This is a genomic window from Xanthobacter autotrophicus ATCC 700552, from assembly GCF_043194565.1.
GTDB lineage: Bacteria > Pseudomonadota > Alphaproteobacteria > Rhizobiales > Xanthobacteraceae > Xanthobacter > Xanthobacter autotrophicus_F.
Genome location: NZ_JBAFVS010000003.1, coordinates 191,374 through 206,173 on the forward strand (window position 1 = coordinate 191,374; position 14,800 = coordinate 206,173).

At 67.0% G+C, this 14,800-nt stretch carries 15 protein-coding genes; 11 read left to right on the forward strand and 4 right to left on the reverse strand.

What is annotated here, in order from left to right; translation table 11 throughout:
- The first annotated feature begins 14 nt into the window (after positions 1–14).
- Both V5F48_RS04470 and V5F48_RS04475 read left to right on the forward strand, forming a co-directional pair.
- Positions 15–740: a cytochrome c biogenesis CcdA family protein gene (locus tag V5F48_RS04470; RefSeq protein ID WP_394040475.1), complete on the forward strand. Its 726-nt coding sequence runs from the start codon at positions 15–17 to the stop codon at positions 738–740.
- Between the two features lie 21 nt (positions 741–761).
- A complete protein-coding gene (locus tag V5F48_RS04475) occupies positions 762–1,346 on the forward strand; it encodes a SoxW family protein (protein ID WP_394040477.1) in 585 nt (194 codons plus the stop codon).
- A 42-nt stretch (positions 1,347–1,388) separates the two neighbouring features.
- On the opposite strand, the gene soxX is transcribed toward V5F48_RS04475, so the two are convergent.
- On the reverse strand, positions 1,389–2,003 hold the full coding sequence (gene soxX / locus V5F48_RS04480; RefSeq protein WP_394040479.1) for a sulfur oxidation c-type cytochrome SoxX: 615 nt from the start codon (positions 2,001–2,003) through the stop codon (positions 1,389–1,391).
- Positions 2,004–2,015: 12 nt separating this feature from the next.
- A complete protein-coding gene (gene soxA / locus V5F48_RS04485) occupies positions 2,016–2,846 on the reverse strand; it encodes a sulfur oxidation c-type cytochrome SoxA (protein ID WP_394040481.1) in 831 nt (276 codons plus the stop codon).
- Between the two features lie 251 nt (positions 2,847–3,097).
- Here soxA and soxY point away from each other — a divergent pair, with 251 nt between their 5' ends.
- The 8 genes from soxY (at position 3,098) to V5F48_RS04525 (ending at position 10,413) form a co-directional block, all read left to right on the forward strand.
- Positions 3,098–3,571: a thiosulfate oxidation carrier protein SoxY gene (gene soxY, locus V5F48_RS04490; protein WP_394040483.1), complete on the forward strand. Its 474-nt coding sequence runs from the start codon at positions 3,098–3,100 to the stop codon at positions 3,569–3,571.
- 71 nt (positions 3,572–3,642) lie between these two features.
- Positions 3,643–3,972: a thiosulfate oxidation carrier complex protein SoxZ gene (gene soxZ / locus V5F48_RS04495; RefSeq protein WP_394040485.1), complete on the forward strand. Its 330-nt coding sequence runs from the start codon at positions 3,643–3,645 to the stop codon at positions 3,970–3,972.
- A gap of 110 nt (positions 3,973–4,082) precedes the next feature.
- Entirely contained in the window at positions 4,083–5,774 is a 1,692-nt protein-coding gene (gene soxB, locus V5F48_RS04500) for a thiosulfohydrolase SoxB (protein WP_394040487.1), read from the forward strand.
- A 182-nt stretch (positions 5,775–5,956) separates the two neighbouring features.
- On the forward strand, positions 5,957–7,279 hold the full coding sequence (soxC, locus tag V5F48_RS04505; RefSeq protein ID WP_394040489.1) for a sulfite dehydrogenase: 1,323 nt from the start codon (positions 5,957–5,959) through the stop codon (positions 7,277–7,279).
- Positions 7,263–8,048, forward strand: coding sequence for a c-type cytochrome (locus V5F48_RS04510; RefSeq protein ID WP_394040491.1), 786 nt, complete (start codon positions 7,263–7,265; stop codon positions 8,046–8,048). The genes soxC and V5F48_RS04510 overlap by 17 nt, the downstream gene beginning before the upstream one ends.
- A 62-nt stretch (positions 8,049–8,110) precedes the next feature.
- Positions 8,111–8,461: a c-type cytochrome gene (locus V5F48_RS04515; RefSeq protein WP_394040493.1), complete on the forward strand. Its 351-nt coding sequence runs from the start codon at positions 8,111–8,113 to the stop codon at positions 8,459–8,461.
- 153 nt (positions 8,462–8,614) lie between these two features.
- Positions 8,615–9,121 carry a DsrE family protein gene (locus tag V5F48_RS04520; RefSeq protein WP_394040495.1) on the forward strand — a complete coding sequence of 169 codons (507 nt, stop codon included), beginning with the start codon at positions 8,615–8,617 and terminating at the stop codon, positions 9,119–9,121.
- Positions 9,122–9,144: 23 nt separating this feature from the next.
- Positions 9,145–10,413 carry an FCSD flavin-binding domain-containing protein gene (locus tag V5F48_RS04525; protein WP_394040497.1) on the forward strand — a complete coding sequence of 423 codons (1,269 nt, stop codon included), beginning with the start codon at positions 9,145–9,147 and terminating at the stop codon, positions 10,411–10,413.
- A gap of 13 nt (positions 10,414–10,426) precedes the next feature.
- Here the strand turns inward: V5F48_RS04525 and V5F48_RS04530 are convergent, their stop codons facing one another.
- Entirely contained in the window at positions 10,427–12,022 is a 1,596-nt protein-coding gene (locus tag V5F48_RS04530) for a DHA2 family efflux MFS transporter permease subunit (RefSeq protein WP_394040499.1), read from the reverse strand.
- A 445-nt stretch (positions 12,023–12,467) separates the two neighbouring features.
- The gene (locus tag V5F48_RS04535; protein WP_394040501.1) at positions 12,468–13,724 is read right to left on the reverse strand and encodes an HlyD family secretion protein; all 1,257 of its coding nucleotides are present in this window, start codon (positions 13,722–13,724) and stop codon (positions 12,468–12,470) included.
- A 147-nt stretch (positions 13,725–13,871) separates the two neighbouring features.
- On the opposite strand from V5F48_RS04535, the gene V5F48_RS04540 reads away from it, so the two are divergent.
- A complete protein-coding gene (locus V5F48_RS04540) occupies positions 13,872–14,534 on the forward strand; it encodes a TetR/AcrR family transcriptional regulator (RefSeq protein WP_394040503.1) in 663 nt (220 codons plus the stop codon).
- Positions 14,535–14,800: the final 266 nt, after the last annotated feature.

The window sequence follows — 14,800 nt, forward strand, 5'->3', positions numbered from 1 at the left end:
TAAGGGTGAGGAGCATGTCGCTGGATATCGGATTGCCGGGCGCATTCCTGGCCGGGCTGCTTTCGTTCGCCTCGCCCTGCGTGCTGCCGCTGGTGCCCGCCTATCTCGGCTTTCTCACCGGGACAGTGGCAGGCACGCAAGGGCAGGCCTCGCCGCGCTGGCGGGTGATCGCGGCGGCGGTTCTGTTCGTGCTCGGCTTCTCCACCGTCTTCATTCTTCTCGGCGCCACCGCCTCCACCCTCGGGCAGCTGTTGTTGCGCCATGTGGAGGCGCTCACCCTCGTCTCCGGTGCGGCGCTGGTGCTGTTCGGCCTGCACATGACCGGGCTGGTGCGGATTCCCCTGCTCTACCGGCAGGCGAAGATCGATGCCGCCGCCACGCCGGCGGGCTTCGTCGGTCCCTATCTCATCGGCCTCGCCTTCGGCTTCGGCTGGTCGCCCTGCGTCGGGCCGGTGCTGGCCGCCATCCTCCTGGTGGCGGGCGCGGAGGCCTCGGTGGGCAAGGGCATGGCGCTGCTCGCGGTCTATGCCGCCGGCATCGGCATCCCCTTCCTGCTCGCCGCCGCCTTCACCGGCCCCTTCCTCGCCTGGGCCGCCTCCGCGCGGCGGCGGCTCGGCCTCATCGAGAAGGTGGCAGGCGGGCTCCTTATTCTCACCGGCCTCGCCTTCATGACCGGCTACATGCCTGAAGTCGCGCAATGGCTCATGGACCAGGTGCCGGTCCTCGGCACCATCGGCTGACGCAAATCTGGAGGGACCCTGATGTCGGATGCATCCCGGATCACCCGCCGCACCCTCCTGCGGGGCGCCGCCAGCCTCACGGGCACGCTCGCGGCGACCACCCTTGCGACCGGCGCGGCGCAGGCGGCCACGCGGCTCGGGGACGACGGCCTCTATACGCAGGACTGGTATGTGGACAGCTTCCTCGACCTCGGCGAGGACCTTGCCGCCGCCACCGCGAAGAAGCGCCACTTCGCCCTGCAATGGAGCCAGCGCGGCTGCATCTATTGCAAGGAGCTGCACACGGTCTATTTCGCCGATCCGGCCCTGGCCGATCCGATCCGCGCGACGTTCGACATCGTCCATCTCGATCTGTTCGGCGCGCGGGAGGTGACCGTCTTCGACGGCACCCGCCTCAGCGAGAAGGCATTCGGACAGCGCGAGCGCATCCGCGCTACGCCCACCTTCCAGTTCTTCGCCCTGGATGGTGGAACCGCGAAGGAAGTGGCCCGCCTGCCCGGCCTGCTGCCGCAGAAGGAGTTCGCCGCCATGTTCCGCTACGTGGCGGAGGGCGCCTACAAGGACGGCACCTTCGATGCCTTCCTCGCCCGCCGGAACCGCACCTGAAAACGGCCCCGCGGTGAAGCGGGGCCGGAGGACGCAGCAGCGCTATTTCACCGGCTTGTTCACCGGTGAAGCGGGGTCGAACAGATAGGCCACCACATCCTTCATCTGCTGTTCGCTGAGCACACCGTTGTGCCCGAAGCGCGGCATCGACGAACAGGCGAAGGACACCTGCGGATTGAACACCTTGGCATAGGTGGTCTTTGCATCGGCCGGCGCGAACTTGCGATCCGCGCCATAGTTGGCCAGGCTCGGGCCGAGGGTGCCGTAGCTCACCTCGCGCGGGTCCATCTGGTGGCAGGCATAGCAATTGCCGCCGCTTACCGTGCCGGGCGGGTCGGAGAACTGGCCGCCGCGCCCGTTCTGCGCGACCTTCTCGCCCTCCTTCCAATTGCCGATGACGCTGCCCTCGGGCAGCTTCACGGTCTTCGCCTCCCGCGCCATGATGGCGTCCGCCTCCTTGGCCGAGGGCTGGTTCCGCGTCACCGAGCACAACTGCATGGTCTCGTCGGGGACGAGCCGTTGCGCCCAGCCTTCGGGCAGCTTGGTGAAGCTTTCCTTCACCACCCGGTCCACCACGGCAGGTGCGGCCGGCGGGATCTGCTGAGCAGAAGCCATGCCGGGCAGAACAAGCGCTGCTGCGATAAGTATCTTCTTCATGATGCCTCTCCCTCAGCGCTTGATGGACGGAACATTGAGCTCGCCGCCCGCCGCCTGCGCGTTCAGGAACACGGAGAGCGCCGTGACCACCTCCGAGGCGTAGTCCGGCGCGGGCATGCGCATCTGGCGGTAGCAGTCCCACATGCGGTGCTGCATGGTCCTGAGCGCGCTCTGTGAGACGCGGTAGGTGGGCCAGGAGGCCATGGTCAGCTGCGCGTCCTTGCCGGGCTTGTCGAGCTGCGGCAGCCCCTGCAGGCGGATGCGCTTGCCGGCGTCCGCATGGCAGGTGGAGCAGGAGAAATCATTGATGGCCGAGCGGCGGAAGAACAGCGCCTCGCCGATGGCATAGGCCTCCTTCTCCTTGGGATGAGCGAGCGGCACGGCGATCTTCATGCCGTTGGACTTGTTGGCGATGAAGGCGACGAGGTCCTCCATGTCGGAGCCCCGGCCGGGCCCGGAAAACGGCTTTGCCACGATGGGCTTGATGTCGAGGCCCTGGATCTTGTCCATGCACCACAGGAGCCGCTGCTCCAGGTCCATGACCCTGTCGGCATCGGCAAAATAGCGCGGGAGGGTGGCATAGGCGCCCTCCAGCTTGCCCGGCCCCTGGCCAAGGTCGCAGCTTTCCAGGGAGACGTTTTTCGTTCCCCTTTTTTCCGCCCACAGGGCCTCGCCCCGGTCCACCGCGAGGTAGCCGGGATTGGCCATGGGATCGTTGATCATGGCGCGGTAGCGCTCGATTTCCTTCTCGCTCGCGTCCTCCTGGGCGCCGGCCCGCAGGGTCGGGGCGAGGAGGAGCGCGAGGGCGCACAGACATGTGAGAATTAGGACTTTGGGTCGCATGTATCCTCCCGGGTTTGGCAGGCCATGGCGCCGGGCTTTCTGGCGAAGCCCTTGAAGCGGCACGGCATCCGATCATTGCGGCGGCCAGTGACAGGCAATCGCGATGACCCGATAGAGGATACTTTACATTCAAACAAATCGATATCACAATATATGAAATTGATCGGCGACGGCGCGGCGCGCCTTCCTGAAATCATCAAGCAATAATAATCAATTAGGCCCTCAGCCATGGGCCGCCCAGGAGGAAACGAATGACTTTTCAAGTGGATGCCCCCCATCTTGCCACCCGCCGCCGGGCGCTCCAGCTGGCGGGGATTGCCGCCCTTGCCGCGGTGCTGGCGCCGCGCATGAGCTTCGCCACCGAGGCGCAGGTGGCCGAGGAGATGAAAAAGCTCTTTGGCGGCAAGGTGATGGGCGAAGGCAGGGTCAAGCTCGACGTGCCCGAGATCGCCGAGAACGGCCTCGTCGTGCCCATCAACATCGATGTGGACAGCCCCATGACGGACACAGATTTCGTCAAGTCCGTCCATGTCTTCGCCGATGGCAACCCGCTTCCGCAGGTGCTCACCTATACCTTCACGCCGCAGAGCGGGAAGGCGTCGGCCTCCGCCCGGATGCGGCTGGCGCAGACGCAGAATGTGATCGCGGTGGCGGAAATGTCCTCCGGTGCGCTCTTTTCCACCAAGGCGCAGGTGAAGGTCACCATCGGCGGCTGCGGCGGCTGAATAAAACAAAAAAAACGAATCACAATAATCGCGGGCAAGAATTGCCCCACTAAAAGTGTTGGAGGACACAGATGGCCATCAAGTCCGCACCGCGCGTGCGCGTGCCCGCCCAGGCGAAAGCCGGCGAAATCATCGAGATCAAGACCCTGATTTCCCACGAGATGGAAAGCGGCCAGCGCAAGGATGCCGCCGGCAAGACGGTGCCGCGCGACATCATCAATACCTTCGAGGCCGCATTCAACGGCAAGCCTTTCTTCAAGGCCGAATGGTTTCCCGCGATCTCCGCCAATCCGTTCCAGTCCTTCTTCTACAAGGCGAAGGAGAGCGGCGAGTTCACCTTCTCGTGGAAGGACGACGCCGGCGCCGAGCAGAAGGCCACCGCCAAGCTCACCGTCGCCTGACGTCGAAGCACATATCTCGCCAGTCGTCTGTCTTTCGGGCGCGTTGTACTGCCGGATCACCCAGTGATCCGGCAAATGGCACCCCATGACTTTTAGAAAGCGCGACCACCATGATCTCAAGGCGCGATTTTCTGTCCGCCGGGACAGCGCTCGCCGGCCTTCTCGCCACCTCGGGCACGGGGCTGGCGCAGGCCATCGGCGGTCAATTGACCCAGAATGACCTGTTGAAGTTCGGCAAGGGCGGCACCTTCACCATACTTCACATCACCGACATCCACGCCCAGCTCAATCCGCTCTACTTCCGTGAACCGTCTATCAATTTAGGGGTCGGCGATGCGCGGGGCGTGCCGCCGCATCTCACCGACATGGCGTTCCTCAATTACTTCAACATCAAGCCGGGCACCCGCGACGCCTATGCCCTCACCTCGGAGGACTTCACGGCGCTCGCCCGCAGCTATGGCCGCATGGGCGGGGCGGACCGCATCGCCACCCTCGTCAAGGCCATCCGCGCCGAGCGGGGGGCGGACAAGGTGCTGCTGCTCGACGGCGGCGACGGGCTGCAAGGCTCGTGGTCGGCGTTGAAGACCCAGGGCGAGGACATGGTGCGGGTGTTCTCCGCCCTCGGCCTCGACGCCATGGTGGGGCACTGGGAGTTCACCTACGGCGCCGACCGGGTCATGGCCATCAAGGAGAAGGCCCCCTTCGCCTTCCTCGCGCAGAATATCCGCTCGACGGAATGGCAGGAGCCGGTGTTCGACGCGGCGAAGACCTTCGAGAAGGGCGGCGCGAAGATCGCGGTCATCGGCCAGGCCTTCCCGCGCACACCCATCTCCAACCCGCGCTGGATGATCCCGGACTGGGAGTTCGGCATTCGCGAGGAGGAGATGCAGAAGCAGGTGGATGCCGCCCGCGCCGACGGTGCCGACGTGGTGGTCCTGCTCTCCCACAACGGCTTCGACGTGGACCGCAAGATGGCCTCGCGGGTGAAGGGCATCGACGTGATCCTCACCGCCCACACCCACGATGCCATGCCCGCCGCCACCGAGGTGGGCAAGACCCTGCTGATCGCCACCGGCTCCCACGGCAAGTTCCTGTCCCGCCTCGATCTCGATGTGGCCGACAAGAAAGTCACCGGCTACAGGTTCCAGCTGATCCCGGTGTTCTCGGACGTGATCGCGCCCGATCCGGAGATGGCGAAGCTGGTGGCCGACATCCGCGCGCCCTATGCCAGGGACCTCGCCCGCGAGGTGGGCCGGGCGGAAAGCCTCTTGTACCGGCGCGGCAACTTCAACGGCACCTTCGACGACATGATCTGCGACGCCCTCATGCAGGAGCGGGATGCGGAGATTGCCCTCTCCCCCGGCTTCCGCTGGGGCGGCACCCTGCTGCCGGGCGATCCCATCACCTTCGAGGCCATTTCCAACGCCACCGCCATCACCTATCCGGCCTGCTACCGCAACACCATGACCGGCCGGCAGCTGAAGGACATATTGGAGGATGTGGCCGACAACATCTTCCATCCCGACCCCTATTTCCAGGGCGGCGGCGACATGGTGCGGGTGGGCGGCGTCGGCTACGCCATCGACGTGTCGAAAGGCCCCGGCCAGCGCATCTCCGACCTCACCTTCCTGAAGACCGGCAAGCCGCTGGAGGCGGACAAGACCTATACGGTCGCCGGCTGGGCCTCCATCGCCCAGACCGTGGAAGGCCCGCCCGTGTGGGAGGTGGTGGAGCGCTACGTGGCCGCCGCGAAGAGCGTGAAGATCGCGCCCAATGCGTCGGTGAAGGTGACGGGGGCGTGAGGGAATGGAAGGACCGGCCCGCCCCCTCTCCCGCTTGCGGGGGAGGATTGGGGAGGGGGCAGGCCCTTTCGGCAAACATCGCGCCGGGTGGAGAGGCCCCAGCCCCCACCCTGCCCTCCCAGGCACCACGTTCCGCCATAAATATTCAAACATCCGAATAAAAAAATATCATGGAGGACGCCATGTCCGATAACCAGCTCCCCGAGACCGGCCGCCCCGCCGGGAACGGTTCCGCACCGCCCCTCTCGCGGCGCCGCTTCCTGTCCGTGGCCGGACTGGGTGCCGGCGCAGCCGCGGCCGGCGTCGGCGCCCTGCGGGCCGGCCCCGCAGCCGCCGCCGGTCCCGATCCCAACATCGTGCCGGTTCCGGACTGGTCGAAGACGCTGGGTCCCGGCGTCAACGTCAATCCCTACGGCAAGCCCTCGAAGTTCGAAAAGGACGTGGTGCGGCGCGAGGTGACCTGGCTCACCGCCAGCTCGGAAAGCTCGGTGAGCTTCACCCCGCTCTACGCCCTCGACGGGCCGATCACGCCCAACGGCCTGTGCTTCGTGCGCCACCACGGCGGCGAGGCGGAAATCGACCCCGACAAGTATCGTTTCATGATCCACGGCATGGTGGACAAGGAACTGGTCTTCACGCTGGAAGACATCAAGCGCATGCCGGGGCGGGTTAACCGGGCCTATTTCCTCGAATGCGCGGCCAATTCCGGCATGGAGTGGCGCGGCGCGCAGCTCAACGGCTGCCAGTTCACCCACGGCATGATCCACAACGTATTTTATACCGGCGTGCCGCTGCGCACCTTCCTCGACATGGCCGGGGTGAAGCCCAAGGGCAAATGGGTGCTGGCCGAGGGCGCCGACGCGGCGGTGATGACGCGCTCCATCCCCATGGAAAAGGCGCTGGACGACTGCCTCGTCGCCTTCGCCATGAACGGCGAGGCCCTGCGGCCCGAGCAGGGCTATCCGGTGCGTCTCGTGGTGCCCGGCTGGGAAGGCAATATGTGGATCAAGTGGCTGCGCCGCATCAAGGTGGGCGACCAGCCGTGGCAGCAGCGCGAGGAAACCTCGAAATACACCGACCTCCTCGCCGATGGCCGTTCCCGCCGCTTCACCTTCATCATGGATGCGAAATCCGTGGTGACCAGCCCGAGCCCGCAGGCCCCCCTGCGCCAGAAAGGGCCGAACGTGCTCTCCGGCATCGCCTGGTCGGGGCGCGGCACCATCAAGCGCGTGGATGTCTCGCTGGACGGCGGGCGCAACTGGACCACCGCGCGCATCGAGGGGCCGGCGATGCCCATGGCCATGACGCGCTTCTACCTGGACTTCGACTGGGCCGGGCAGGAGCTGATGGTGCAGTCCCGCGCCATGGACGACACCGGCTATGTGCAGCCCACCAAAAAAGAACTGCGCGCCGTGCGCGGCACCAACTCCATCTATCATAACAATGGCATCCAGACCTGGCTGGTGCGCTCCAACGGGGAGACGGAAAATGTGGAAGTCGGCTGAGGCGCTGCTGGTGGCGTCCGCGCTCCTTCTCGCCGTCCCCGCCGGCGCCGCCCCCGAGGGGAAGGCGGCGCCCGCCAAGGCCGGGGCTCAGGAAAAGACGGGGGTGGAGAAGACGGGGGTGGAGAAAGCCAATCCCCGGCAGGCGGCAACCGTTTCGGCCGCCGCGCCAGCGCCGGCCGCGAAGGCCATCGCGCTGGGCCGCCCGGCCCTGCCCGAGGAGATCGCCGCCTGGAATATCGACGTGCGCGCGGACGGCGAGGGCCTGCCCGCGGGCAAGGGATCAGTGAAGCAGGGCGAGGAGCTGTTCCTGCGCAGTTGCGCCGTCTGCCACGGCGAGTTCGGCGAGGGGGCGGGGCGCTGGCCGGTGCTGGCGGGGGGACAGGGCACGCTGAAATCGGACCGGCCGGAGAAGACCATCGGCTCGTTCTGGCCCTATGCCTCCACGGTGTTCGATTATGTCCACCGCGCCATGCCGTTCGGCAACAACCAGTCGCTGGCGCCGGACGAGACCTATGCCATCGTCGCCTATCTCCTGAACCTCAACGATCTGGTGCCGGAGGATTACGTTCTGTCCAAGGAGAATTTCCCCAAGGTGGTGCTGCCCAACACGGCGAATTTCTACGAGGACGACCGCGAGACCACGGAGAAGGCCTTCTGGAAGGCCGAGCCGTGCATGAAGGACTGTTCCGGCGAGGTGCATGTCACCGCCCGCGCCCAGATCCTCAACGTGACCCCGGACGGCGAGGCGCCCAAGGGTAACCTGGAATGAGGGGCAATCTGGAATGAGAGGGGACCACCCATGAGCGCCCCCCGGCCGAGGAGAGCAGGTCCATGATGTTCCGGCCGGCGCAGCGGATGACGGTGCGGACCCGCCTCGTGGCGGCCGTCGCGCTCGTCGGCGCCACGCCGGCCTTCGCCACCGGCGACCGGGAATTCGGCGCCTATCTCGCCGGCCCCTGCGTCACCTGCCATCAGCCGGCGGGGCAAAGGGCGGGTCCGGAAGCGGGCGGCATTCCGGTCATCGCCGGGTGGCCGCCGGACCAGTTCATCGCCGTCATGGACGCCTACCGGAGCAAGCAGCGTGACCACGCGGTGATGCGCGCGCAGGCGGCGGCCCTCTCCGACGAGGAGATCGCCGCCCTCGCCGCCTATTTCGCGGACATTCAGCCCACGGCGCGATAGCGCGGCACGGCACGGGAGTCGCGATAGCGCGGCACGGTAAAAAGTCGCGACACCGCGGCGCGGTGAAGGAAACGAGACGCGCGACAGCGTCCGGACACGGGAGGACGGGAGGGCTGGCCAGCCCGCTCCGCGCGCTCCCAACGGGAGGACCACATGCCGAATTTCGACCGCCGGGCATTCCTCGGCACCATGGCCCTGGCCGGCACGGTGCCGGTGGCGGCCCGCGCCGCCCAGAGCCTGGAGCCCAAGGACATCGCCAAGGAGGCGGACAATGCCTGCCTCTATCACTGCGACTTCGGCGACCCGCCGCGCTTCGTGCAGATGCTCACCAACATCTCCAACCATTATGCCGCCTACGGCGCGGACCCGTTCGCGCTGCAGCTCGCCATCGTGGCGCACGGTCCGGGGGTGAAGTTCTTCCTCGAAACCCTCGACGGCACCACCTGGCGCGACGAGGTCATGGTGCCCGCCATCTTCGAGAAGGTGGAGGCGGTCGCGAAGAACGGGCTCAGGATCTATCTGTGCTCCATCACCTTCGAGCGGCTGAAACTCGACAAGGCCAGGGCGCGCCAGGCCCCCTACATCGCCTTCGTGCCCTCCGGGGTCGCCACCGTCGGCGCGCTCCAGAACAAGGGTTTTGCCTACATCAAGATCGGATGAACCGACATACGAAGGAGGAAACCATGACCGTTTCCCGCAGGCTTTTTCTGGCCGCCGCAGGCCTTGCAGCCTTACCCCTCGGCGCCCCCGCCGTGCTGGGGCAGGCCAAGCCCCGCCTCGTGGTGGTGGGTGGCGGCGCGGGCGGCGCCACCGCCGCGCGCTACGTGGCGAAGGACGCCGCCGGCGCCATCGAGGTGACCCTGGTGGAGCCGAACCCCACCTATGTCACCTGCTTCCATTCCAACCTCTTCCTCGGCGGCTTCCGCAGCTTCGACAGCCTCCTGCACGGCTATGAGGGGCTGGCGAAGGACGGCGTGCGCGTCGTCCATGAGGCGGCTGCCGCCATCGACCGCGACCGGCGCGAGGTGGTGCTCGCGGGCGGCGGCCGCCTGCCCTACGACCGCCTCATCCTCTCCCCCGGCATCGACCTCGACTACGATTCGGTCCCGGGCTGGAGCAAGGCGGCCGAGGACATCATGCCCCACGCCTGGAAGGCGGGGCCGCAGACCAAGATCCTGAAGGCGAAGCTGGACCAGGTGCCGGACGGCGGGCTGATCGTCATGATCGCCCCGCCCAACCCGTTTCGCTGCCCGCCCGGCCCTTACGAGCGCGTCTCCATGATGGCGCATGTGCTCAAGAGCACCGGACGCGGCCGGGCCAAGATCATCATCATCGATCCCAAGGAGAAGTTCTCCAAACAGGGCCTGTTCCAGCAGGGTTGGGAAGCCAGTTACCCCGGCATGATCGAGTGGATGGCCCCGAGCATCTCGGACGGCCTGAAATCGGTGGACCCGAAGACCTCCACCGTGGTCACCGGCTTCGAGACCTACCGGGACGCGGCCCTCGTCAACGTCATCCCGGCGCAGATGGCGGGGGCCATCGCCCGGCAGGCGGGGCTGGCGGATGGGTCGCGCTGGTGCCCCATCGATCCCGACAGCATGGCCTCGCGCATGGACAAGTCCATCTTCGTCATCGGCGATGCCGCCATTCCCGGCGACATGCCCAAATCCGCCTTCGCCGCCAACAGCCAGGCCAAGGTCGCGGCCATGACCGTGCGGGCGGAGCTGATCGGCGCGCGCGCCTTCCCGGCCCGCTACGCCAACACCTGCTGGAGCCTCATTGCCCCAGACGACGCGGTGAAGGTGGGCGGCCGCTACGCCCCCGCCGATGGGAAGATCCGCGAAGTGGAGGGCTTCATCTCGAAGACCAGCGAGCCGCCCGAGCTGCGCCGGGCGACGCAGGCCGAGAACATGGGCTGGTACTCCGCCATCACCGCCGACATCTTCGGGTGATGGGCGCCGATCCTCAATGCCCGCCGCCCCCTGCCCCGCCGGGCTTCGGGCGGCGCATGAGGGGGGCTGCGACCACCAAAGCGAGGAACACGAAGGTCAACAGGTAGAACACGTCGGCGAAGGACATCACCAGCGCCTCCCGCCGCACCACAAGCGCCAGCTGCTTCAGCGCCGCGTCGGAGGCCAGGGAACCGAGGCCCTCGAAGGTCCGGGTGAGGCCGTCGATCTGCTCCAGCGCCGCCTGGTTGCCCCACTGCACGCTCTCGTGCAGGCGCGCGAGGTGCAGGTCCCAGCGGTTGTTGAGCACGGTATTGATGAGGGCGAGCCCCACCGCCCCGCCGAGATTGCGGGTGAGGTTGAACAGGCCCGAGGCATTCTTCAGCTGCGCCGGCGGCAGCGTGCCCAGCGACAAATTGTTGATGGGGATCATGGCCATCATCAGCGAGGTGCCGCGCAGCATCTGCGGGATCAGCAGCTCCCAGAAATCCCAGTCCTTGGTGATGAAGGTGATCCACCAGGTGCCCAGCGCGAAGCCGGCGAAGGCGGCGCCGATCATGATCCTCGGATCGAGCCGCGTCATCAGCCGCCCGGCGATGGGGGCGCTTATGAACATGAACACGCCGGTGACAAACATGGTCTCGCCGATCTGGAGCGCCGAATAGCCCCGCACCCGCCCCAGATACACCGGGTAGAGATAGGTGAGGCCATAGAGCCCGATGCCCAGCACAAAGCTGAAGGCCGAGCCGATGGCGAAGTTGCGGTTCACGAAGGCGCGGATATCCACCACCGGCTCCTTCGCCATCAGCACCCGCGCGAAGAAGGCCAGGGCCGAGACGCCGCACACCAGCGCGAAGACCGAGATGTACGTGTCCTCGAACCAGTCGTTGGTGGGGCCTTCCTCCAGCACGAATTCCAGGCTGCCGAGGAAGCCCGCCATGAACAAAAGGCCCCACCAGTCGAAGCGGTCCAGCAAAGCGAAGTCCGGCTCGTCGAAGTCGATCAGCGTCACCGCCGCGATCACCACCGCGATGCCCGGAACGACGTTCACCAGAAACAGCCAGTGCCAGGAGAACAGGTCGGTGAGATAGCCGCCCACGGTGGGCCCGATGGTGGGCGCCAGCGTCGCCACGAGGCCGATCATGGGCGCCACGATGGGCTGCTTCTCCTTCGGGAACACCGAATAGGCCGCGGCGAACACGGTGGGGATCATGCCGCCGCCGAGGAAGCCCTGGAGCGCGCGGTAGGCGATCATCTGCTCGATGGAGGTCGCCGTGGCGCACATGAAGCTCATGAAGGTGAACCCCGCCGCCGAGGCCGCGAACAGCCAGCGGGTGGACAGCGCCCGCGACAGGAAGCCCGACAGCGGGATCATCACCACCTCGGCGATGAGGTAGCTGGTCTGCACCCAGGAGATTTCGTCGGAGGAGGCGGCGAGCCCGGCCTGGATCTCCGCCAGCGAGGCCGAGACGATCTGGATGTCCAGGATCGCCATGAACATGCCGAACACCATGCACAGGAAGGCGACCATGCGCCGTCTTTCCACCCCCGGCGCGGCGGCGGGCGCCATGGGCGGGGCGGTGGGCGGGCCTTGGGTGATGGCGGTGGCCATGGTGTTCGTCCTTGGGCTGGCGCTGTCTTTAGGCGGAAGGCACCGCCCACGCCCGGTGCGCCGGTGGAACCCTCTCCCGCCCGTGGCCGGATGTTTCCGGCCTCGGCTCGTGGGAACCGAACTCGGCAGAAGCCGAGTTCGGGCGGGGGAGGACAGGGAGGGGGCTGGACCTCCGCGCCATCCCACCGCCGGGCTTCTTCCCCACCGCCGCGCCCCCTCCCCAACCCTCCCCCGCAAGCGGGAGAGGGAGCGACAGCGCGCTAGTTGAGAGCACGGCCCATGTCCGGAAAGCCGGAGAACCCTCTCCCGCGTGCGGGGGAGGGCAGGGAGGGGGCAAGCCCTCTCAGCGTACGCCCATCGCCGGGCTTCTTTCCCATCGCCGCGCCCCCTCCCCGCCCCTCCCCCGCAAGCGGGAGAGGGAGCAACGGCGGACCCTCCCCGCCCCTCAGGAGGCGTCGGCGCGGGTGTCGACCACGGCGGTCACCGACATGCCGGGCCGCAGGCTGTGGCCTTCGAGCGCGCCGGCAGTAAAGCCGATGCGCACGGGAACCCGCTGCACGATCTTGGTGAAATTGCCGGTGGCGTTCTCCGGCGGCAAAAGGCTGAACACCGAGCCGGAGGCCGGTGAGACGCTCATGACCGTGCCGGCGAAATCCCGGTCCGGATAGGCGTCCACCCACACCCGCACCTTCTGGCCCTGATGCAGGCGGCCGAGCTGGGTTTCCTTGAAATTGGCGTCCACATAGACGCTGGCCAGCGGCACCACGGCGGCAAGGCGGGTGCCCGGCTGCACCAGTTGGCCCACCTGCACCGTGCGGTTGCCCACCACCCCGTCGATGGGCGCGCGCACCACGGTGAAATCAAGGTCGCGCCGGGCCTGGTCGCGGGCGGTGCGGTACTGGTCGAGCACCCGCGAGGCCTCGACGCGCTGGGCCTTGAGCACCGTCACGGCTGCCTCGGCCGAGGCGACGGCGGCCTGACCCGCCGCCACGTTCGCCTGTGCCTTGTCGCGGTCGGCGCGGGCATTGTCGAGCACCGACTGGCTGGCGAAATGGGAGCTGGCAAGCTTGTTCTGCCGGTCGAATTCCAGCTGCGTGCGCTGCAGGTCCGCCAGGGTGGCGGCCAGCTGCGCCCGAGCCTGGGCGACGGCGGCCTCCGCCGCCTTCTCCTGCTCGTCGAAGCGGGACAGGGCGGCATCCTGGGTGGCGATCTTGTCCTGCGCGGCGCGCAGGGCGAGGGTGTAGTCGCCGTCGTCGATGCGCGCGATCACGTCGCCGGCCTTGACCCACTGGTTGGCGACGACATCCACGCTCTTCACGTAGCCGCCCACCTTGGCGGCGAGGATGGAGGTGTCGGCGCCCACATAGGCGTCGTCGGTGGAGACCTCGAACCGGCCCACCTGCCACCAATGGGTACCATACCAGCCGCCGCCCGCCACCAGGGCCGCGAGCAGGCCGCCGAAGACGAACCGCTTCACCGAGCGCTTCTTCGGTGCCGCCGCCTCGCCCGCCGGGTCCGATGCCGGGGCGTCGGTAAATGGCGTATTGTTGGGCGTGCCGCCGGGGGCACCTTCGGGAGCACTGCCGGGCCGTCTCAGCACCGTCACCCCTGCGGCCGGCGAAGGCGAATCGGACAGATGGGGGGCCGGCGGGTGGGGGGCGGCGTCCTGCGCGGCCGGTTCGGTCCTGTTCGCCTGTGTCACGGTCGCCCTCCGGCTGGCGCGAAATGTTTCGACTGAACGGTTCAGTTCAACGTTTAGACGGAGTATATTGAACTAAACCGTTCAGTCAATTATTTTGACAGCACGCCCCGGCGCTCCTATGCAGGGTGTCTGTCAGGAAGGGTCAAGATGAGGCATCCCACCAAGGGCGCCGCGCCGAAAGTCGCGACCGCGCCCGAACCCGCAGAGCCCGAGGCCAAGAAGCGCCGCGACATCATCGACGGCGCCCGGCGCGTGTTCTTCGACAAGGGCTTCGACGGCGCCAGCATGGACGAGATCGCCCGCGCCAGCGCGGTCTCGAAGGCCACCATCTACGTCTATTTCTCCAGCAAGGAAGAGCTGTTCCAGGCGCTGGTGGAAACCGACCGCCGCAAGTCCGCCGAGCGCCTGTTCGAGTTCGATGCGGATGATGCCGACGTGGAAAGCCTGCTGATGCGCATCGGCATGACCTTCATGACCATGATGGTGCAGCCCGATCACATCCGCCTCGTCCGCATGGTCATCGGCGCCGCGGAGAAATTCCCGGCAGTGGGCCGCACCTTCTTCGACGCCGGCCCCTGCCACGGCGGCCGCCGCCTTGCCGATCTCATCGCCCGCCAGGCCGCCCTCGGCCACCTGCGGGTGGACGACTGCGAGATGGCCGCGTTCCAGTTCTTCAACCTGTGCCAGGGCAATCTGGTAAAGGGCCTGATGTTCGGCACCGGCGAGCAGCCGACCCCCGACGAAATCGAGCGGACCGTCGCCGGCGCGGTGCGGGTCTTTCTCGCCGCCTATGGCATTTTGCGAAACTAGAGCCAACCCTCGACTGCCATTGACTGTTTCTGGAAAGATTTTCCCGCCAAGGTTGCCGCACCGCGTAAGCATGTGTCAATAAAACGCGATTTCCCGTTGGCTGCTTCCAATTGCGCTAGTGTAACCCCGGTTTAAGGCTTGATCTGCGACGGTGGCAATGCATCGTCATACCGTCGAAACCGGAGGCGTCATCATGACCTCTATTCGCGAGCCCCGGGGTTGGCCGGGACGACGAACCGTCTTTTGTGCACCGCCCACCAGCAGGC

Coding starts and splice junctions, on each gene's coding strand:
- V5F48_RS04470 (WP_394040475.1), top strand. CDS start 15: ATGTCGCTGGATATCGGATTGCCGGGCGCATTCCTGGCCGGGCTGCTT.
- V5F48_RS04475 (WP_394040477.1), top strand. CDS start 762: ATGTCGGATGCATCCCGGATCACCCGCCGCACCCTCCTGCGGGGCGCC.
- soxX (WP_394040479.1), bottom strand. CDS start 2,003: ATGAAGAAGATACTTATCGCAGCAGCGCTTGTTCTGCCCGGCATGGCT.
- soxA (WP_394040481.1), bottom strand. CDS start 2,846: ATGCGACCCAAAGTCCTAATTCTCACATGTCTGTGCGCCCTCGCGCTC.
- soxY (WP_394040483.1), top strand. CDS start 3,098: ATGACTTTTCAAGTGGATGCCCCCCATCTTGCCACCCGCCGCCGGGCG.
- soxZ (WP_394040485.1), top strand. CDS start 3,643: ATGGCCATCAAGTCCGCACCGCGCGTGCGCGTGCCCGCCCAGGCGAAA.
- soxB (WP_394040487.1), top strand. CDS start 4,083: ATGATCTCAAGGCGCGATTTTCTGTCCGCCGGGACAGCGCTCGCCGGC.
- soxC (WP_394040489.1), top strand. CDS start 5,957: ATGTCCGATAACCAGCTCCCCGAGACCGGCCGCCCCGCCGGGAACGGT.
- V5F48_RS04510 (WP_394040491.1), top strand. CDS start 7,263: ATGTGGAAGTCGGCTGAGGCGCTGCTGGTGGCGTCCGCGCTCCTTCTC.
- V5F48_RS04515 (WP_394040493.1), top strand. CDS start 8,111: ATGATGTTCCGGCCGGCGCAGCGGATGACGGTGCGGACCCGCCTCGTG.
- V5F48_RS04520 (WP_394040495.1), top strand. CDS start 8,615: ATGCCGAATTTCGACCGCCGGGCATTCCTCGGCACCATGGCCCTGGCC.
- V5F48_RS04525 (WP_394040497.1), top strand. CDS start 9,145: ATGACCGTTTCCCGCAGGCTTTTTCTGGCCGCCGCAGGCCTTGCAGCC.
- V5F48_RS04530 (WP_394040499.1), bottom strand. CDS start 12,022: ATGGCCACCGCCATCACCCAAGGCCCGCCCACCGCCCCGCCCATGGCG.
- V5F48_RS04540 (WP_394040503.1), top strand. CDS start 13,872: ATGAGGCATCCCACCAAGGGCGCCGCGCCGAAAGTCGCGACCGCGCCC.